The 19,097-nt window shown below is 64.1% G+C and carries 15 protein-coding genes; 3 read left to right on the forward strand and 12 right to left on the reverse strand.

Going from position 1 to position 19,097, the window contains the following annotated elements; translation table 11 throughout:
• Positions 1–26: 26 nt before the first annotated feature.
• Together MRBLPB4O_RS05640 and plsB are read right to left on the reverse strand one after the other, a co-directional pair.
• Complete coding sequence (locus MRBLPB4O_RS05640; RefSeq protein ID WP_016501181.1) at positions 27–425, reverse strand: YbaY family lipoprotein; 399 nt, start codon at positions 423–425, stop codon at positions 27–29.
• A gap of 77 nt (positions 426–502) precedes the next feature.
• On the reverse strand, positions 503–2,989 hold the full coding sequence (plsB, locus tag MRBLPB4O_RS05645) for a glycerol-3-phosphate 1-O-acyltransferase PlsB (protein ID WP_341797751.1): 2,487 nt from the start codon (positions 2,987–2,989) through the stop codon (positions 503–505).
• 232 nt (positions 2,990–3,221) lie between these two features.
• Between plsB and MRBLPB4O_RS05650 the strand changes: the two genes are divergently transcribed.
• Complete coding sequence (locus MRBLPB4O_RS05650) at positions 3,222–3,431, forward strand: cold-shock protein (RefSeq protein WP_016501179.1); 210 nt, start codon at positions 3,222–3,224, stop codon at positions 3,429–3,431.
• Between the two features lie 90 nt (positions 3,432–3,521).
• On the opposite strand, the gene MRBLPB4O_RS05655 is transcribed toward MRBLPB4O_RS05650, so the two are convergent.
• The 4 genes from MRBLPB4O_RS05655 to MRBLPB4O_RS05670 all read right to left on the reverse strand — a co-directional run bounded on the left by MRBLPB4O_RS05655 (position 3,522) and on the right by MRBLPB4O_RS05670 (position 8,672).
• Positions 3,522–3,899, reverse strand: a complete 378-nt coding sequence (locus MRBLPB4O_RS05655) for a hypothetical protein (RefSeq protein ID WP_016501178.1) — start codon at positions 3,897–3,899, stop codon at positions 3,522–3,524.
• 17 nt (positions 3,900–3,916) lie between these two features.
• Positions 3,917–4,729: a putative RNA methyltransferase gene (locus tag MRBLPB4O_RS05660; protein ID WP_341797752.1), complete on the reverse strand. Its 813-nt coding sequence runs from the start codon at positions 4,727–4,729 to the stop codon at positions 3,917–3,919.
• Positions 4,729–5,880 carry a succinyl-diaminopimelate desuccinylase gene (gene dapE / locus MRBLPB4O_RS05665; RefSeq protein ID WP_341797753.1) on the reverse strand — a complete coding sequence of 384 codons (1,152 nt, stop codon included), beginning with the start codon at positions 5,878–5,880 and terminating at the stop codon, positions 4,729–4,731. Before dapE ends, MRBLPB4O_RS05660 begins: the two co-directional genes overlap by 1 nt.
• 200 nt (positions 5,881–6,080) lie before the next feature.
• Positions 6,081–8,672, reverse strand: coding sequence for a glycosyltransferase (locus MRBLPB4O_RS05670; RefSeq protein WP_341797754.1), 2,592 nt, complete (start codon positions 8,670–8,672; stop codon positions 6,081–6,083).
• Between the two features lie 119 nt (positions 8,673–8,791).
• On the opposite strand from MRBLPB4O_RS05670, the gene tcdA reads away from it, so the two are divergent.
• Entirely contained in the window at positions 8,792–9,601 is an 810-nt protein-coding gene (gene tcdA, locus MRBLPB4O_RS05675; protein ID WP_162465285.1) for a tRNA cyclic N6-threonylcarbamoyladenosine(37) synthase TcdA, read from the forward strand.
• 160 nt (positions 9,602–9,761) lie between these two features.
• Here the strand turns inward: tcdA and MRBLPB4O_RS05680 are convergent, their stop codons facing one another.
• The 4 genes from MRBLPB4O_RS05680 to MRBLPB4O_RS05695 all read right to left on the reverse strand — a co-directional run bounded on the left by MRBLPB4O_RS05680 (position 9,762) and on the right by MRBLPB4O_RS05695 (position 12,865).
• Positions 9,762–10,172, reverse strand: a complete 411-nt coding sequence (locus MRBLPB4O_RS05680) for a SufE family protein (protein WP_341797755.1) — start codon at positions 10,170–10,172, stop codon at positions 9,762–9,764.
• Complete coding sequence (locus MRBLPB4O_RS05685) at positions 10,169–11,374, reverse strand: cysteine desulfurase (RefSeq protein WP_341797756.1); 1,206 nt, start codon at positions 11,372–11,374, stop codon at positions 10,169–10,171. Before MRBLPB4O_RS05685 ends, MRBLPB4O_RS05680 begins: the two co-directional genes overlap by 4 nt.
• 77 nt (positions 11,375–11,451) lie before the next feature.
• Positions 11,452–12,486, reverse strand: coding sequence for a 2,3,4,5-tetrahydropyridine-2,6-dicarboxylate N-succinyltransferase (gene dapD, locus MRBLPB4O_RS05690; RefSeq protein ID WP_016485200.1), 1,035 nt, complete (start codon positions 12,484–12,486; stop codon positions 11,452–11,454).
• A gap of 31 nt (positions 12,487–12,517) precedes the next feature.
• A complete protein-coding gene (locus MRBLPB4O_RS05695; protein ID WP_341797757.1) occupies positions 12,518–12,865 on the reverse strand; it encodes an ArsC family reductase in 348 nt (115 codons plus the stop codon).
• A 553-nt stretch (positions 12,866–13,418) separates the two neighbouring features.
• Between MRBLPB4O_RS05695 and MRBLPB4O_RS05700 the strand changes: the two genes are divergently transcribed.
• Positions 13,419–15,065 carry a Na+/H+ antiporter gene (locus tag MRBLPB4O_RS05700; RefSeq protein WP_341797758.1) on the forward strand — a complete coding sequence of 549 codons (1,647 nt, stop codon included), beginning with the start codon at positions 13,419–13,421 and terminating at the stop codon, positions 15,063–15,065.
• Positions 15,066–15,158: 93 nt separating this feature from the next.
• Here MRBLPB4O_RS05700 and dapC read toward each other — a convergent pair whose 3' ends face one another.
• A complete protein-coding gene (dapC, locus tag MRBLPB4O_RS05705; RefSeq protein ID WP_341797759.1) occupies positions 15,159–16,355 on the reverse strand; it encodes a succinyldiaminopimelate transaminase in 1,197 nt (398 codons plus the stop codon).
• Positions 16,356–16,385: 30 nt separating this feature from the next.
• Positions 16,386–19,088, reverse strand: coding sequence for a [protein-PII] uridylyltransferase (locus MRBLPB4O_RS05710; RefSeq protein ID WP_341797760.1), 2,703 nt, complete (start codon positions 19,086–19,088; stop codon positions 16,386–16,388).
• Positions 19,089–19,097: the final 9 nt, after the last annotated feature.

Genomic DNA, 19,097 nt, shown 5'->3' on the forward strand with positions numbered 1-19,097 from the left:
TCCTTGTAAACAGATGAATACGGGTGTCAGCGAACCTGGTCGACCTTGATGCGTACAGTTTTCGGGTCACTGCCGTCGAGCATGACACCATGGTGTTCGGTATTGATGAACAGCAGCTTGCCATCCAGCTCGATGCGCGCACTCACCGCATAGCGGTGGCCGGGTTTGACCTGGGCTGGGTCGTAGCTGAGGTGGAACGGCAGCGGCACGTTGCCTTTGACCGGGCCGGCCTGGCGGGCGAGGGTCACGGCAGGGGCGTCCATCAGCGAAACATCCTGCAGCTCCACGCTCAAGGTAGCAGCAGGCGGCAGGGCGATACGCTGCAGGTAGAAGACTTCACCGTCCAGGCTGGCCTGGGTGGATGGGCTTTGGCTGGAACAGGCTGCGAGCAGGGATGCGCAACACAGCATAAAGAGCTTTTTCATGGAATCTCCATAAGTCCTTGGAGCTGGCTTGTGGCCAACCCCAGGGACTTTAGCGGATTTTCCCGGTAGATGAACCGTTAGATGGTCGAAGTTTCCAGGCCATCGTCACGGTGCAGGGCCACCTGGCGGATCGACAGGCGCAGCTCGGCCGACAGCACACGCTTGGCTACGCCCTCGGCCAGCTCGGCGAGCTTGTCGTGATAACCCAGCTTGCCGTGCCCGTCTGCATGCACCACGCCTTGCTGGAGCAGGGTCTGGATGAAGTGGCGGAACAGCGTCTTGTCGAAGAACTCCGGGGCATTCAGGCCATGCAGGATCGACAGGCGCTGGGCCATCATCACGCAGAGGTCTTCCAGCGCTTCGGCGCTGAGTGTGTTTTGTCCGCTATTGAGCAGCAGCGAGGTGGCCATGTAGAAGCGCTGCAGGGTCTGGGTGATGGTGCGGGCGAGCAGGGTCAGCAGCACGAACTGCCGCGAGCTGGGCGCCGGGCGTACGTACACGTCGTTCTCCTGGCGCAGCAGGCCTTGCCCGACCAGCGCGGCCAGCCATTGGTCGATCACCTCGTCCAGTTGCTCTGGCGTCCAGCGCAGGAACAGTTCGGCCTGCAGGTATGGGTACAACGCGTGCACATACTGGCCCAGCAGTTCGCGGCTCATGCGCGAGCTGCTGAGGAAGAAGCTGGCCAGCAGCGCCGGCAGGGCGAAAATGTGCAGCACGTTGTTGCGGTAGTAGGTCATTAGTACCGCATTGCCTTCATCCAGGTAGAGGATGCGGCCCAGTGCGTCCTTCTGCTCGGCCACCAGGTTCATGCTGCGCACGTGTTCGATCAGTGCCTGGCCGTCGCCGTCGGGCAGGGTGGTGTGCGGCGAGTAGGGCACCTGGCGCAACAAGGCCAGGTAAAGGTCGAGCACGCGGGTCAGGGCGCGTTCGTCCAGGGCCAGGCGGCTGGTGGACAACAGCGCCAGGGCCACCAGGTTGACCGGGTTGATGGCGGCCGCCTCGTTGAGGTGACGGGCCACGGTTTCGCCCAGGCGGGTAGTGGCGGCGTTGAGCCAGGCCGGGCGGTACTGCGGGCCGTGATCCTGTTCACGCCAGCCGGGCTGCTGCTCATCGAGGAAACCGGCGAGACGGATGGGTTCGCCGAAGTTGACGTAGACCTGGCCAAAGCGCTGCCTGAGCGCGCCAAACACCTTGAAGATGTCGAACACCGACTCCTTCTTTTTGCTGGCACCGCGCAACTCGCCCAGGTAGGTGCGGCCTTCGAGCACGCGCTCGTAGCCGATGTACACCGGCACGAACACGACCGGCGTGCGTGACGAGCGCAGGAAGCTGCGCAGGGTAATGGCCAGCATCCCGGTACGCGGCTGCAGCATGCGCCCGGTACGCGAGCGGCCACCTTCGACGAAGTACTCGACCGGAAAACCTTTGGTATACAGGGTATGCAGGTACTCGTTGAACACGGCGGTGTACAGCGGGTTGCCCTTGAACGTGCGGCGCATGAAGAAGGCGCCGCCACGGCGCAGCAGGTTACCCACCACCGGCATGTTGAGGTTGATGCCTGCGGCCACGTGCGGTGGGGTAAGGCCGTTGCGGAACAGCAGGTACGACAGCAGCAGGTAATCGATGTGGCTGCGGTGGCACGGCACGTAGATCACTTCGTGGCCGGGGGCTATGCCCTGAACCTGTTCGATATGGTTGACCTTGATGCCGTCGTAGATCTTGTTCCAGAACCAGCTGAGCACCACTTCGAGAAAGCGGATGACCGTGTAGGTGTAGTCCGAGGCGATCTCGTTACCATAACGCAGTGCCTGTGCTTCGGCCTTGGCCAGCGGCAGGTTCTCGCGTTGGGCCTCGTCGGCGATGGCCTGGCGCACCTGCGGGGCATGGATCAGGCCTTTGACCAGGTTGCGCCGGTGCGAGATGTCCGGGCCGATGACGGCGGTCTTGAGGTTGCGAAAATGCACGCGCATCAGGCGCTGGGCCATGCGCACGGTGCGCTCGTGGCCCTTGTTGTGCTGCACCAGTTCGCGCAGGTGGATGGGCGCGGAGAACTGCACCCGGGTCTTGCGCCCCAGGATCAGCACGGTCAGCAGCCGGCGCAAACGCCCGGTCACCGCCCAGCTGTCGGCGAACAGCAGCTTCCATGGGCTGGACTCACTGGCCGGGGTCTGGCCCCAGAACACGCTGACCGGGATGATCTGCGCATCTTCTTCGGCATGCTGGCTGACGGCAGCCACCAGGCGCTCAAGCGTGGGCGGGGCGCCGCTTTTGTCCTGGCGGCCAAGCCAGTCCGGGTCGGGGGTCAGGTAGAAGAACCCGGCCGGCTCCTGCAGCGGGCCGACAGCCACCGGCAGCACCGGGCGCGGCAGCCCCGCCTTGGTGCACTCGTGGTCGAGCACGGCCAGGTCGGTGAGCGCGGGCGAGGGCAGCGCATAGAACACCGGCCGACTGCGGTCGAGGTTGAGGGACATGGAAGACTGGTTGATGGTCTCGGAGCGCACCCACAGGTACAACAGGCGACGCAGGGCGCCGAAGATCAGGCGGCGCAGGGGGGAACGGGTCATGGGGTGAGTGCCCTGGGTGTGATTTTCAGGTGAGTATCCAGCTATTTAGTCTGCCGTATCGGCGTAAGTTCAGCAAAAAACGGCCAACTGCGGGACCGTCATCAATTTTTTTTGTTCTGTGTCATATACTCGGCCTGCCACTTGCAGGATATTTCAGCAAGCGGCGTTGGCACGGGGCCGTGAGCTCATGCCTACAAGGCGATCTTCACAATAAAAATCCGGAGTAGTTCAGATGTCGTCTCGTGAGACTGGGAATGTAAAGTGGTTCAACGATGCCAAAGGCTTTGGCTTCATTCAGCGCGAAGGTGGTGCGGATGTGTTCGTCCATTATCGGGCGATCCGCGGTGAGGGGCATCGTTCCCTGGTCGAGGGGCAGCGGGTTGAGTACTCCTGCGTGCAAGGCCAGAAAGGCCTGCAAGCCGAGGACGTAGTAGGGCTCTGAGCCTCAAGCTGTAAGCCTCAAGCTGCAAGTGACCGTGTACTTGCAGCCTGATGCGATCCGTCTTGGCGCTTGCAGATTAAAGCTTGCAGCTCAAGAAGTGCGCCAGGTGATTTCCTCTTCACCGTCGGCGCTGATGCGGACCCAGCGGTCGGCATCTTCTTCCCCGTCTTCCTCGACCCAGCCACCCGGCGCGCAGCGCACTTCCACACCCAGTGCGGCGAATGCAGCGCGGGCGCAGGCGATATCATCGGCCCATGGCGTCTGATCACTTTCCAGGTACAGGCTGTTCCATTTCCCTACAGCCTTGGGTAGCCAGGTGACCGGAATGTTACCGGCCTTGCATTTGAACGTCTGGCCTTTCTGCTGCCATTCGCTGCAGGGGCCAATCGCCTGGGCGAGCCACTCGGCAATCTGCTTGTGGTCGACGTCGGCGTCCTTCAGGTAGATCTCGATATCGGGTTGGCGCATAAGGGCTCCGGGTTTGCTCAGTCTTGGCGCACGAAATAGTCATAACGCATTGAAACCGTGACCTCGAACGGCTCGGGCTGGTCGATCACCCGGGCGCGCTTTTCGGCGCTGGCGCGCCACCCGTGCGGGGTCATCGCCAGCAGGTCGGCGCGTGCCTTGGGCACGGCCAGGCTCAGGCGGAACTCGAGCGTTTCGCTGTGGGCGTGGGTCATGCCTTCGGGGACGAGGGCCAGGTGCTTGTCGTCGGCGTAAGGGCGTACTTCATCGTACAGCACCTCGCGCAACTCCATCAGGTGGCCGCTGGTCGGGCCCACCCGCATCAGGCCACCGCCGGGGCTGAGCAGGCGCTTGGCCTCGGCCCAGTCCAGCGGGCTGAACACGCTGGCGATGAACTGGCAGGTGGCGTCGGCCAGCGGCACGCGGGCCATGCTGGCGACCATCCATGTAACCTGCGGCGCGCGGCGGCAGGCACGCTTGACCGCCTCGCGGGAGATGTCCAGGGCGTAACCGTCGGCAGCCGGCAGGGCCTGGGCGAGCAGCGCTGTGTAGTAACCCTCGCCGCAGCCGATGTCCAGCCAGGCGCCGGGCTGGCGCTCGGCGGCCAGCTCGGCCAGGCGGCGGGCCACCGGGGCGTAGTGGCCAGCGTCGAGGAAGTCGCGGCGGGCCTCGACCATGGCCTGGTTGTCACCTGGGTCGCGGCTGTTCTTGTGCTGCACCGGCAGCAGGTTCAGGTAACCCTGGCGGGCGCGGTCGAAGCGGTGGCCGGCCGGGCACACCACACTATTGTCGAGCCGGCTCAGCGGCGCCTGGCAAAGGGGGCAGGCGAGCATCAGGCGAGCAACCGAACCAGAGTCTGGTAGTAGATTTCGGTCAGCAGGTCGAGGTCGCTGGCCAGGATCCGCTCGTCCACCTGGTGAATGGTGGCGTTGACCGGGCCAAGCTCGACCACCTGGGTGCCCATGGTGGCGATGAAACGGCCATCGGAGGTGCCGCCGCTGGTGGATGGCTGGGTATCGCGGCCGGTGACGCCCTTGATGCTATGTGCCACTGCGTCGAGCAGTTCACCAGGTTCGGTGAGGAACGGCAGGCCCGACAGCGCCCAGTCGACCGACCAGTCGAGTTCATGCTTGTCGAGAATCGCCGACACTCGCGCCTGCAGGCCTTCGACAGTCGACTCGGTGGAGAAGCGGAAGTTGAACAGCGCGGTCAGGTCGCCCGGTACCACGTTGGTGGCGCCGGTGCCGGAATTGAGGTTGGAGATCTGGAAGCTGGTTGGCGGGAAGAACGCGTTGCCTTCGTCCCAGTGCTCGGCTGCCAGTTCCGCCAAGGCCGGGGCGGCCAGGTGGATCGGGTTACGTGCCAGGTGCGGGTAGGCCACGTGGCCCTGCTTGCCGCGCACGGTCAGCTTGGCACCCAGCGAGCCACGGCGGCCGTTCTTGACCACGTCACCCAGCTGGGTGGTGCTGGAGGGTTCGCCGACGATGCACCAGTCCAGGCGTTCGTTGCGTGCTTTCAGGCGCTCGACCACTGCCTTGGTGCCGTGGTGGGCCGGGCCCTCCTCGTCGCTGGTGATCAGGAAGGCGACCTTGCCGCGGTGGTTCGGGTAGTCGTGCACGAAGCGCTCGCTGGCGATCACCATGGAGGCCAGGCTGCCTTTCATGTCGGCGGCGCCGCGGCCGCAGAGCATGCCGTCAGCGTCGATCAGCGCTTCGAACGGTTCGTGCTGCCATTGCTGCACCGGGCCGGTGGGCACCACGTCGGTGTGGCCGGCAAAGCACAGCACCGGGCCGTCCTGGCTGCCATGGGTGGCCCAGAAGTTGTCTACGTCTTCAATGCGCATCGGCTCGAGCTCGAAGCCCACGGCGCCCAGGCGTTTCATCATCTGCGCCTGGCAGTCGGCGTCGACAGGGGTGACCGAGGGGCGACGGATCAGGTCGCAGGCCAGTTGAAGGGTAGGCGAGAGCTCGGCAGGGGCCGTCATGGGGGACTCCGGGGCAAGGCAAGGCGGGGAAATCTGAGGGGCGTTATCTTATATCAAACCGAAGGGCCAATGGGGCCGCTTTGCGGCCCTGTCGCGACGCAAGGCCGCTCCCACAAGCGATCGCGGGTTATCTGGCTGCCGCGGTCCCCTGTAGGAGCGGCCTTGTGCCGCGAAAGGGCTGCAAAGCAGCCCCGGCAATCTCAAGCCTGTTGCGGCTCGGCAGCCTTCTCCACTGGCTTGGGCAGCGAAGACAGCAACGCCATCACCAGCGCCGCCACGTAAGGCAACGACTGCACCAGCAGCATCCCCACCCAGAAGCGCATGTCCGAACTCGGCAGCCCCTGCACCAGGTAGATACCCAGCGCCGCACCCCACAGCAGCAACATGATGAACAGCTCTTCCCGCGCTTCGGAAAGTGCCACCAGCAGCCCATGGCTGTCGGCATTCTTTGGCGTGCGGAAGAACGGCATGCTGCTGGTGAAGAAACCGTACAGCACCGCCTTGGCAATGGTATGCGACAGCGCCAGCCCGGCCAGTGCTGCGGCAAAGGCGTCCTTGAGGTTGACCCCCACTGCGCGGCGGTAAAGGAAGATGATCTTGCCGACCTTGAAGAAGAACAACGCCAGCGGCGGGATGGCGAAGATCATCAGCGGCGGGTCGACCCGGTGCGGCACGATGATCATCGCCGCCGACCACAGCAGCGCGCCGATGGTGAAGAAGATGTTCATGCCGTCGGCGACCCACGGCAGCCAGCCGGCCAGGAAGTGGTAGCGCTGGCCACGGGTCAGCTCGCTGCCCTTGCCGCGCAGCAGGGCACTGGCGTGGTGCTTGATGATCTGGATGGCGCCGTAGGCCCAGCGGAAGCGCTGCTTCTTGAAGTCGATGAAGGTGTCGGGCATCAGGCCCTTGCCGTAGCTGTTGTGGGCGTAGGCGGCCGACAGGCCCTTCTCGAACACGCGCAGGCCCAGCTCGGCGTCCTCGCAGATGCACCATTCGGCCCAGCCCAGCTCTTCCAGTACCGTGCGTCGGGTCATGGTCATGGTGCCGTGCTGAATGATGGCGTCACGGTCGTTGCGGGTGACCATGCCGATGTGGAAGAAGCCCTTGTACTCGCTGTAGCACAGCTTCTTGAAGGCGCTTTCGTGCTGGTCGCGATAGTCCTGCGGCGACTGCACCACGGCAATTTTCGGGTCGGCGAAATGCGGCACCATGTGCTTGAGCCAGTTGCGGTCGACGCAGTAGTCCGAGTCGATCACCGCGATCACTTCGGCGTCCTTGGCCGTGTGCGGGAGCAGGTAGTTCAGTGCGCCGCCCTTGAAGCCGGCCAGTGGCGCGACGTGGAAGAACTTGAAGCGCTCGCCGAGCTTCTCGCAGTGGGCCTTCAGCGGCTCCCACACGGCCGGGTCCTTGGTGTTGTTGTCGATCACCAGCACTTCGTAGTCGGGGTAGTCCAGTGCGGCCAGGGCGTCGAGGGTCTGCTTTACCATCTCGGGTGGCTCGTTGTAGCACGGCACATGCACCGACACCTTGGGCCGGTAGGCGCTGTCGGCCTGTACCGGCAGGAACTCGCGTCGGCGCTTGTGTATCCATACTGCCTCGGCCAGTTCATGGGCCTCGGTCAGCAGCACGATGAACACGCCCAGCGCGCCAAGGGCAAGCAGCACGCCCACGGTGAGGCTGAACCAGGTGCTGTATTGCTGGCTGTAGTCATAGGCAATCCACACCAGCACCGACCCGCACAGGAAGGTGATGAAGGTGAGGAATGTGCGGCCACGCTGGCGCAGCGCCGAGCCGTCGATGAACAGCACCATCAGCGCAATCATCGCCAGCACCACCGAGGCTACCGCCAGGGCACGCCACTGCGGGATCGCCACCACGGGGCCGTCGAAGTTGAATTTTTGCTGGCGCTCGGCGTTGTACACGCCCCAGTAGGCGCCTACCGAGCCTTCGTCGCTGGCCTTCCACGGCTGGTCATAGGCTTCGATGACGAAGTAGTTGTAGCCACGGCGGTTTAGGGTGTTGACCAAGGTGCGCAGGTAAATGGCCTGGTCGGCCTGGCTGGCATCGGCACCACCGCGCATGCGGCCGTTGCTCGGCCAGCCGACTTCCGACAGCAGCAGCGGTTTGCGCGGGAACTGGTGCTTCAGCTCACGGGCGCGGTCGAGCACGAACTCGACCGAATCCTTCATCGGCACGAATTCCCAGTAGGGCAGGATGTGCGCGGCAATCAGGTCGACGTGCTTGGCGATCTCCGGGTTTTCCTTCCAGATGTGCCATTGCTCACTGGTGGTCACCGGTACCTTGACGGCTGCGCGTACCCGGTCCAGGTATTTGATCAGGTTTTCCGGGGTGACTTCTTCACGGAACAGCGCCTCGTTGCCAACCACTACCCGCACCACGCTGCGCGAGGTGTTGGCCAACTGGATGGCCGTGGCGATTTCGCGTTCGTTGCGCTCCAGGTCCGGGCTGATCCATATCCCCAGGGTCACGCGCAGGCCGAATTCCTCGGCCAGACGCGGGATGTCGGCCTGGGTGCCCTCCACCGTATAGATACGGATGCTGTCGGTGAGTTTGCTCAACTGCTCCAGGTCCTGGCGCATCTCGTCGTCAGTGGGGTACTGGCCCTTCTGCGGGCTTTCACCCAGACGGAACGGCGAATACGAAAAGCCAGAGATCTGCTCTGGCCAGGCGGGGGCGGAGACCGGGCGGTTGATCAGTGCCCAGAACCCGGTGAACAGCGCGGCGATGGCCAGCACCACAACCAGGTTCAGGCCGAATTTACGTGAAGACATTGTCGTCCATTTGTGTCGAAGTGATAGGACATTAAAGCAGGGTTGGTAGTGTCTTTCCTAACGATGCAGGCCATGGGCCCGCTGGCATATAATGCGCGCCGGTTTTTTGGGGTATGAACATGAGCACAGAAGATCCACGCTTCGCCGGCGTTGCCCGGCTATATGGCGACCAGGGGCTGCAACGCCTGGGCCAGGCCCATGTGGGCGTGGTCGGTATTGGCGGGGTTGGCTCGTGGGTGGCCGAAGCGCTGGCCCGCAGCGGCGTGGGTGAAATTTCCCTGTTTGATCTGGACGACGTCTGCGTCAGCAACACCAACCGCCAGGCCCATGCCCTGGAAGGGCAGGTGGGGCGGCCCAAGGTGGAGGTCATGGCTGAGCGCCTGCGGGCGATCAACCCGGCATGCACGGTGCATGCGGTGGCCGACTTCGTCACCCGTGAAACCATGGCCGAGCACATCCACGAGCAGCTGGACTGTGTAATTGACTGCATCGATAGCGTCATGGCCAAGGCTGCGTTGATTGCCTGGTGCCGGCGGCGCAAGATCGCCATCGTGACCACGGGTGGCGCTGGTGGTCAGATCGACCCGACACAGATCCAGATCGCCGACCTGAACAAGACCTTCAACGACCCGTTGGCCTCGCGGGTGCGCTCCACCCTGCGCCGCGATTACAACTTCTCGCGCAATGTCAGCCGCAACTATGGTGTGCCGTGCGTGTTCTCCAGCGAACAGCTGCGTTACCCCAAGGGAGATGGCAGCGTTTGCCTGCAGAAGAGCTTCGTGGGTGAGGGTGTAAGGCTGGACTGCTCGGGTGGCTTTGGCGCGGTGATGATGGTGACCGCGACCTTTGGCATGGTGGCGGCGAGCAAGGCGATCGAGAAACTGGTGGCAGGTGCACGGCGGCCTTCGGAACGTATCAAGCCTGAGTAATCATTCACAGGTCAACTCGGTCCTTGTAGGAGCGGCCTTGTGCCGCGAAAGGGGCGCGTAGCGGCCCCATTTCAGCCTCTCCACGAAGATTGCTGGGGCCGCTGGGCGGCCCTTTCGCGGCACAAGGCCACTCCTACAGGGAGCAGCGTATGCCCTGGATTTAGCGGGTAGACGCCAATTTTGTCATCCGCTGCAACACTGCATGCAGCCCATTGCTGCGCGACGGCGAGAGCTGGCGCTCTAGCCCCAGTTGGGTGAACCACTCGCGCAGATCAAGCCTGGCCAGCTCTTCACTGGTCAAACCCTGCACCCGCACCAGCAACAACGCCAGCAGCCCGCGCAACAAGCGTGCATCGCTACTGGCCTTGAACCGCCACTGCCCATCGACGCGTTCGGCCACCAGCCAGACCAGGCTTTCGCAGCCATGCACCCGGTTGGCTTCGGTCTTGTCAGTCTCGGCCAGTGGTTCCAGGCGGTCGCCCCACTGCATCAGCAGCCGGGCGCGCTGTTCCCAGCCCTTGCCCTCCTCAAACGCTTCCAGCGCCTGGCGCGCCTGTTCCGACATGCTCATCGCAGCAACTCCAGACCCTGATCAAGCGCAGCGAAGAAGCGCTGCAAGTCGTCGCTGTCGTTGTACAAGCCCAGCGATACGCGGATTGCGCCCTCCAGCCCCAGCCCTTGCAAGAGCGGCATGGCGCAGTGGTGTCCGGCACGCACGGCTATCCCTTGCTCGGTGAGCAAGTGGGCGATATCGGCGTTGTGCACGCCCTCGATGACGAAGCTGGCCAGCGCCGTCTGCGGTGCCCCCAATACCCGCACGCCCTCACGGTCAGCCAGGCCGCGCAGCAGGTGCTGGTGCAGGCTGGTTTCGTGGGCTTCGACAGCCTGGGCGTCGAGGCTGGCCAAATAATCCAGGGTTGCCCCCAGGCCTATCACCCCGGCGATTGGCGGCGTACCTGCCTCGAACCCCAGCGGTGCGGGGCGAAAGCTGGCGCTCTGGTACTCGGCCAGTTGCACCATCTCGCCACCGAACTGCCAATGGCGCAGCAGCTCCAGCGCCTGAGTGTGGCCGTACAGCACGCCAACCCCATCCGGGCCGTACAACTTGTGGCTGGAGAACACATAGAAGTCGCAGCCCAGTTGCTGCACATCGTGGCGGCCATGCACCACGCCCTGGGCACCGTCGACCACGGTCAGCGCGCCTTGTGCGCGGGCATGGGAAAGCAGGGCCGGCAGCGGTTGCCAGGTACCCAGTACGTTGGACAGCTGGCTGACGGCGAGCACCCGGGTGCGCGGGCCTATCAGTTGCAGTGCCTGGTTCAGGTCGATGCGGCCAAAGGCATCCAGCGGCAGTATCACCAGGCGCAGGTTGCGCCGGCGTGCCAGCTGTTGCCAGGGCAGCAGGTTGGCATGGTGCTCCAGCGCGCTGATGGCAATTTCGTCACCGGCTTCGAAGCGGTGCTCAAGGCCGTAGGCCAGCAGATTCAAGGCCGAGGTGGCACCGTGAGTGAACACGATCTGCCGTGAGTCCGCAGCATTCAACCAGGCGGCGACCTTGTCGCGGCTGGTTTCGAAGGCCTGGGTCGCCAGTGCACCGGGCAGGTGCTGGGCACGGTGTACGTTGGCCGCGCCATGACCGTAGTAATGGCTCAAGGCATCGATCAGGGCTTGCGGCTTTTGGGTGGTAGCGGCGCTGTCCAGATAGGTCTGGTGCTGCCGTTGCAGGGCGGCGATGGCGGGGAAGTCGGCACGCCAGGGGGAGGGCTGGAACATGTTCACGGGGCCTGGAATGAAAATCGGGTCTGGCGTGGTGCCAGACCCGATCTTAACATTTCAAACGCCGAGCATGCTCAGTTGTGAGCGTGCAGGGCCTCGTTCAGCTCGATGGCCGACTTGTGGGTCTTGCACTCTACCGCGCCGTTCAGCGAGTTGCGGCGGAACAGCAGGTCGGTCTGGCCGGCCAGGTCGCGGGCCTTGACCACTTTGACCAGCTCGTTGTTTTCGTCCAGCAGGTTCACCTTGGTGCCAGCGGTGATGTACAGGCCGGCTTCAACGGTGTTGCGGTCGCCCAGCGGGATGCCGATACCAGCGTTGGCGCCGATCAGGCAGCCTTCGCCCACCTTGATGACGATGTTGCCGCCACCGGACAGGGTACCCATGGTCGAGCAACCGCCGCCCAGGTCGGAACCTTTGCCAACGAATACGCCGGCGGACACGCGGCCTTCGATCATGCCCGGGCCTTCGGTGCCAGCGTTAAAGTTGACGAAGCCTTCGTGCATGATGGTGGTGCCTTCGCCGATGTAGGCGCCCAGGCGCACACGGGCGGTATCGGCGATGCGCACGCCGGCCGGGACCACGTAGTCGGTCATCTTCGGGAACTTGTCCACCGAGAACACTTCCAGCAGCTCGCCCTTCAGGCGCGCTTCCAGTTGCAGCTCGGCCAGTTCGGCCAGGTCGACCGCGCCTTGGTTTGTCCAGGCTACGTTCGGCAGCAGCGGGAAGATGCCAGCCAGGCTCAGGCCGTGTGGCTTGACCAGGCGGTGCGATAGCAGGTGCAGCTTGAGGTAGGCCTCCGGGGTGGAGGTCAGGGCAGCGTCTTCGGCCAGCAGGGTGGCGACCAGCGGCTTGTGGCTTTCGGCCAGGCGGGTCAGCAGGGCGGCCTGGGCAGCATCCACGCCTTTCAGGGCTTCGGCCAGTTTCAAGGCCTGGCCGTTGCTGAAGGCGATGGCCTGGTTGCCACCTTCGTAACCGAGAACAGGGGCTACAGCGGCAACCAGCTCGGCGCTCGGGTTGAGCAGCGGTTGTGCGTAGAACACTTCCAGCCAGGCGCCCTGGCGGTTCTGGGAGCCGACACCGAAGGCCAGGCTGAACAGGGTATTGGACATGTGATTACCTCGTGCGAAATAGGGTGGGGGCTCAGGCCAGGGCAGCGGCGTACAGGTCCGGCTTGAAGCCGACCAGGGTGCGCGCGCCAAGGTCCAGCACCGGGCGTTTGATCATCGACGGCTGGGCCAGCATCAGCTCGACGGCCTTGGCCTGGTCGAGGTCTGCCTTGCTGGCGTCGTCCAGCTTGCGGAAGGTGGTGCCGGCACGGTTGAGGATGACTTCCCAGCCGTGTTCGTCGCACCAGCGGTTCAGGCTGTCGCGATCGATGCCTTGGTTTTTGTAGTCGTGGAATTCGTAGGCGATGGCTTTGTCTTCGAGCCAGGTACGCGCCTTTTTCATGGTGTCACAGGCTTTGATGCCGTAGAGCGTGTAGGTCATTGTGTACATTGGGGTTACAAGTCGCCCCAATCTCTCCGTTTTTCGATGTCAGTCGCGGGATTATGCGGGAACGAAACAGTGAGCGCCACGGGTGTGCTTGCCTTGAGCCTTGCAGCGTGTCGGAGATCGAGCGCCGCCCGCGCGGCGCTTCGCAGCACAAGGCTGCTCCTACATTTATTTCGGGCCAGTGACGCCTTTTCCAAAGCACCCGCCCGCCTTGTTCGTCGATTGAGGTGGACGCCAAGGGGCCGCGCGCCTCCGTCACAGGAATAATTGGCCCGAAACAACTGTAGGAGCAGCCTTGTGCTGCGAAGCGCCGCGCGGGCGGCGCTCGATCTCAAGGGCGCTGCAAGAATCAAGGCCTCCACCTCCTGATCGACAAGGTATCCACCCGGCCCCACCACCCTCATGAAGTATCATCATGTTACATATTCCCCCGTCACCTGCGACTATCGTGCAGCGGCCCCGAACCGTCGGTCGCCGCTAACATATTGTTCCAATGGCGATGTTTCGCCTTGCTATCGTTTCTGGTTCACAAAGGAAGCTTTCCCGGATGCAGTCCGCCTACACCGTCCTCATCCTGCTGACGCTGGTCAGCCTGTCGAAGCTGGTCGGCCGCATGATTCCGCTGCCCCTGCCGCTGGTACAGATCGCTGCCGGTGCCTTGCTGGCCCTGCCGACCCTGGGCCTGCACGTGGCCTTGGACCCCGAGTTGTTCCTGTTCCTGTTCTTGCCGCCGCTCCTGTTTGCCGATGGCTGGCGCATCCCTAAGCGTGAGTTGTGGCGCATTCGCGGGCCAGTGGTGGCGCTGGCCGTTGGTCTGGTGCTGTTCACCGTGGTCGGGGCCGGCTACTTCATTCACTGGCTGCTGCCGAGCATCCCCCTGCCGGTAGCGTTCGCCTTGGCGGCGGTACTCTCGCCGACCGATGCCGTGGCGGTTTCGGCCATCGCCCAGGACCGCCTGCCCACCCCGCTGATGCACATGCTGCAGGGGGAGGCCCTCATGAACGACGCATCGGGCCTGGTGACCTTCAAGTTCGCCCTGGCGGCGGCGATCACCGGGGTGTTCTCGCTGACTGATGCAAGCTTCAGTTTCGTCCTGGTGGCGCTTGGCGGCCTCGCGGTGGGTGTGGGCCTCAGCTGGCTGGTGGGCCGTCTGCGCGCCTGGATGATCGCCCGCGGTTGGGACGACCCGGCCACCCACGTGGTGTTCATGTTGTTGCTGCCATTCGCCGCCTACGTGCTGGCCGAGCGTCTGGGCGTGTCGGGCATCCTGTCGGCGGTGGCCGCCGGCATGATGCAAAGCTGGCTTGACTTGCTGCCACGGCAGACCAGCACCCGCCTGCTCAATCGCAGCGTCTGGTCGCTGCTGGAGTTCGCCTTCAATGGCCTGATCTTCCTGCTATTGGGCCTGCAGTTGCCGGACATCATCAAGGCGGTGGTCAGCCACGAAGCCACCGTCTGGCCGACCCTGGCCTACCGATGCCTGGACGTGGTGGCGATCTTTGCTGCGCTGATCCTGCTGCGGTTCATCTGGGTGCAGAGCATCTGGCGCTCGATCGGCGTGGTGCGCCGCTGGCGCGGCAAACCGGCGCTGGTGCTGATGCCTACGGCGCGCTCCTGCTGGCTGCTGACCCTGGGCGGTGTGCGCGGTGCGGTGACCCTGGCGGGTGTGATGTCGGTGCCGTTGCTGATGGGCGCGGGCAAGGCCTTCCCTGAGCGTGACTTGCTGATCTTCATTGCCGCCGGGGTGATCCTGCTGTCGTTGATCAGCGCCTGCATCGCGCTGCCGATATTGCTGCGCGGGGTGACCAAGAGCCCGGACGAGCGCTTGCACCAGGAAGTGCAGGAAGCCTGGCGGCGCACGGCCGAGGCGGCGATCCATGCCCTGGAAGCAGAGGAAGTGATCGACGCCAATGCCCCGCAGGATGCTGCGCAGGCAACCCTGGCGACCGAGCTGAAGGCGCGCTTGATGGCTGAGTACCGGGATGAGCTGAACAGCTACAACGACAGTGCCGAAGCCAAGGCCCTGGCCGAGCAGATGGACTTGCTGGAGCGGCGCTTGCGCTTGCGTGCGCTGAGGGCGCAGCGGCTGGAGCTGTATAACCTGCATCGCCAGCACCTGGTGGGCGATGAGGTGGTGCGGCAGGTCCTCGGGGAGCTGGATATGAGCGAGGCCAACCTGGGGCAGGTCAGGTAGACCCTTCGCGGGCACGCCCGCTCCCACAGGTGCTGCGCTGGGCTTGGAATCAGCGCATTACCTGTGGGAGCGGGCATGCCCGCGAATTGGCTGTCAGCGGTTTTGCAGGAAGGCGCGAATCCGTTCTGCCGCCTCGATGCATTCGGCCAGCGGTGCCACCAGCGCCATGCGCACGCGCCCGGCACCGGGGTTTACACCATCCACTTCACGCGACAGGTACGAGCCCGGTACCACCGTCACATGTTGGGCTTCGAACAGGTCGCGGGTGAACTCGGCATCACAGCCCGGCACCTTGGCCCACAGGTAGAAGCTGCCGTCCGGGCGCTGCACGTCCAGCACCGGCTGCAGGATGTCCAGCACGGCATCGTACTTGGCGCGGTACTGGTCGCGGTTCGCGCGTACATGCGCCTCGTCCTGCCAGGCGGCGATGCTGGCCAGCTGGGTTTGTACCGGCATGGCGCAGCCGTGGTAGGTGCGGTACAGCAGGAACGGTTTGATGATCTCGGCATCGCCAGCCACGAAGCCCGAGCGCAGGCCCGGCAGGTTGGAGCGCTTGGACAGGCTGTGGAACACCACGCAGCGCTTGAAATCACTGCGGCCGAGCTCGGCGCAGGCGGTCAGCAGGCCCGGTGGTGGCGCGTCTTCATCGAAGTAAAGCTCGCTGTAGCACTCGTCGGCGGCGATCACGAAGTCGTGTTCGTCGGCCAGGGCGATCAGCTTCTTCAGGGTGTCCATCGGCACCAGCGCGCCGGTGGGGTTGCCCGGCGAGCACAGGAACAGGATCTGGCAGCGCTTCCACACCTCGGCTGGTACGGCGTCGAAGTCAGGGTTGAAACCGTTGTTTTCCAGGCACGGCAGGTAGTGCGGGGTAGCCCCGGCCAGCAGCGCTGCGCCTTCGTAGATCTGGTAGAACGGGTTCGGGCTGATCACCAGGCCGTCATCGGCACGGTTGACCACCGCCTGGGTGAAGGCGAACAGCGCTTCACGGGTGCCATTGACCGGCAGGATGTGACGGTCGGCATCCAGCCAGCCGGCTGGCACGCCAAAGCGACGCTCGCACCACTGGCCGATCGCCTGGCGCAGGCCCGGCAGGCCGATAGTGCTGGGGTATACCGCCAGTTTGTCGAGGTTGTCGGCCATGGCCTGGGCGACGAACGCCGGAGATTCGTGCTTTGGCTCACCGATTGACAGGGCGATGGCGCGTTTGTCTGCCGCAGGCTTCACGCTGCCCAGCAGGGCACGGAGTTTCTCGAACGGGTAGGGCTGAAGCTGGGTCAAGGCATGGTTCATCGGCGCAAGGTCTCGTCAATCGTCTAGTCGTTAAAAGGTCACGCGGGTAGGGCTGGCATCGCTGGCCTGGCCGGCCTGCAACTGCTGGACGATGGCCTCCTGCAGGCGGCTGCACAGCTGCGGGTCGGACAGCGGCTGGTTGTCGGCATCAGTGATGAAGAACACGTCTTCCACCCGTTCGCCGAGGGTGGCGATCTTGGCGTTCTGCAGCGACAGGTCGAACTCCAGGAAGATCCGCCCCAGCCGGGCCAGCAGGCCTGGGCGGTCTGGTGCGGTGATTTCGAGGATGGTCACCGGCCGCTGGGCATCGTTGAGGATGGTCACCTGCGGCGGGAAGTTGAAGTGTTTGAGCTGGCGCGGTACCCGGCGCTGGATGATGGTCGGGTAGTCCTCGGGGTTGCGCAGCGCTTCGGTCAGGCCGTCGCGAATCTGCTTGACCCGCTGCGGGTTGTCGCCGATAGACCCGCCGTCGTTGTCCAGCACGATGTAGGTGTCGAGGGTGAACTGGCTGCTCGACGTGATGATGCGTGCATCGTGGATGTTCAGGTTCAGCTGCGACATGGCCGCCACCGTCACGGCGAAGAAATCGTGCTGGTCAGGGGCGTAGATGAAGATCTGCGTGCCGCCTTCGAACTCGCGCTGGGTGGTTTCCTTGATCAGCACCAGCGGCCCGCCATCGGCCGGTTGCTGCAGGATCGCGTCCGTGTGCCAGGCCACATCGCCGGCGTTGTGCTTGAGAAAGTAGTCATCGCCCAGCTGCGACCACAGTTGCTCGACATCGTCCGGGTCGGTGCCCTCGCGTACAAGGATGTCCAAGGCTGCAGACTGGGTCTGGCGAATCTGTTCTTCGCGGTCCAGCGGGTTTTCCAGGCCGCGGCGCAGGGCGCGCTTGGTTTCGCTGTAGAGCTGGCGCAGCAGGCTGGCCCGCCACGAGTTCCACAGGCTGGGGTTGGTGGCGTTGATATCGGCCACGGTCAGCACGTACAGGTAGTCAAGGCGCGTCTCGTCGCCCACGTGCAGGGCAAAGTCGTTGATCACCTGCGGGTCGGACAAGTCCTTGCGCTGGGCGGTGGTCGACATCACCAGGTGGTTTAGCACCAGCCAGACGATCAGCCGGCTGTCCCAGGCCGGCAACTGGTGGCGCTCGCAGAACTTCTGCGCATCCACCGCGCCCAGCTCGGAATGGTCGCCCTGGCGACCTTTGCCTATGTCGTGGTAGAGGCCGGCCAGGTAGATCAGTTCGGGCTTGGGCAGGCGCCCCATCAGCTTGCTTGCCAGCGGGAATTTCTCGGACACCGGCGTGTACTGCAGCTTGCGCAGGTGCTTGATGAGGTTGAGCGTGTGCGCATCGACCGTATAGATGTGGAACAGGTCGTGCTGCATCTGCCCGACGATCAGGCCGAACTCCGGCAGGTAGCGGCCAAGGATGCCGTAGCGGTTCATCCGCCGCAGGTTGCGGTGGATGCCGATTTCGCACTTGAACAGCTCGATGAACAGGCTGGTATTGCGGATATCGGTGCGGAAGGTGTCGTCGATCAGGTGGCGGTGCTCACGCAGCAGGCGCACCGTATCGGCACGCACGCCCTTGATTTCGGGGTGCTGGGCCATCAGCACGAAGATTTCCAGCATGGCGAACGGTGTGCGTTTGAACACATTCGGGTTGGTAGCCTCGATATAGCCGTCATGCAGGCGAAAGCGTGCATTCAGCGGCTGGGTGGTGCCGCTGTCTTCGTCGGCGAGGATGACCTCTTCGAAGTGCTGAATGATCAGGTCGCACAACTGGCTGATGCTCATCACCACCCGGTAGTACTGCTGCATGAACTGCTCGATTGCCCGCTTGGGGTTCTCGTCGCTGTAGCCCAGCAGTGCGGCGAGGCTGCGCTGGTGGTCGAACAGCAGGCGGTCCTCGGCGCGACCGGCCAGCATGTGCAGGGCGTAGCGCACCTTCCACAGAAAATCCTGGGACGAAGCCAGCAGTTCGTTCTCACTTTCCAGCAAGAAACCTTCGCCGGCCAATGCGTGCAGGTTCAGGGTGCCGTACTGACGGCGGGCCACCCACAGCACTGTCTGGATGTCACGCAGGCCACCGGGCGAGCCCTTGACGTTGGGTTCGAGGTTGTACTCGGTGTCGTTGTACTTGTGGTGACGGGCCTTGAGTTCGGCGCGTTTGGCCAGGAAGAAGTCTTTGCTCGGCCACATGTGCGCGGTGCTGGTCACCTCCAGCATGCGCTGGCGCAGGGTTTCGGGCCCTGCAATGGTGCGGCTTTCCATCAGGTTGGTAATCACCGTCAGGTCGGCGCGGGCCTGTTCGGCGCACTCGTCGACGGTGCGCACGCTTTGGCCCACTTCCAGGCCGATGTCCCACAGCAGGGTGAGAAAACGCTCAATGGCGTTGCGGTACTGCTCGTGCTCGGCGGCGCCCAGTAAAATGAGCAGGTCGATGTCTGAATGCGGGTGCAGCTCACCACGCCCGTAGCCACCCACTGCGACCAGGGCGATACCGCTGTGGTCGCCCCAGTCGAACTGGTTCCAGGCCTGTTGCAGGATATTGTCCACGAGCCACGCGCGGGCTTCGATCAGCGGGCGGATTTCGCCGCCACTGCGGAAACGCTTGTCGAGCACCTCGCCGGCCTGGCGGATGGCTTTCTTGAAGGCGGCGATGGGGCTCGCCTTGAGGGCCAGTTCCGCCTGGAACTGGCCGCGATCGAACAGCTCGGGGTCCACCTGGGGCATCGCGTCACG

The organism is Pseudomonas sp. LPB4.O (assembly GCF_038383825.1).
In the GTDB taxonomy this organism is placed as follows: Bacteria; Pseudomonadota; Gammaproteobacteria; order Pseudomonadales; family Pseudomonadaceae; genus Aquipseudomonas; species Aquipseudomonas putida.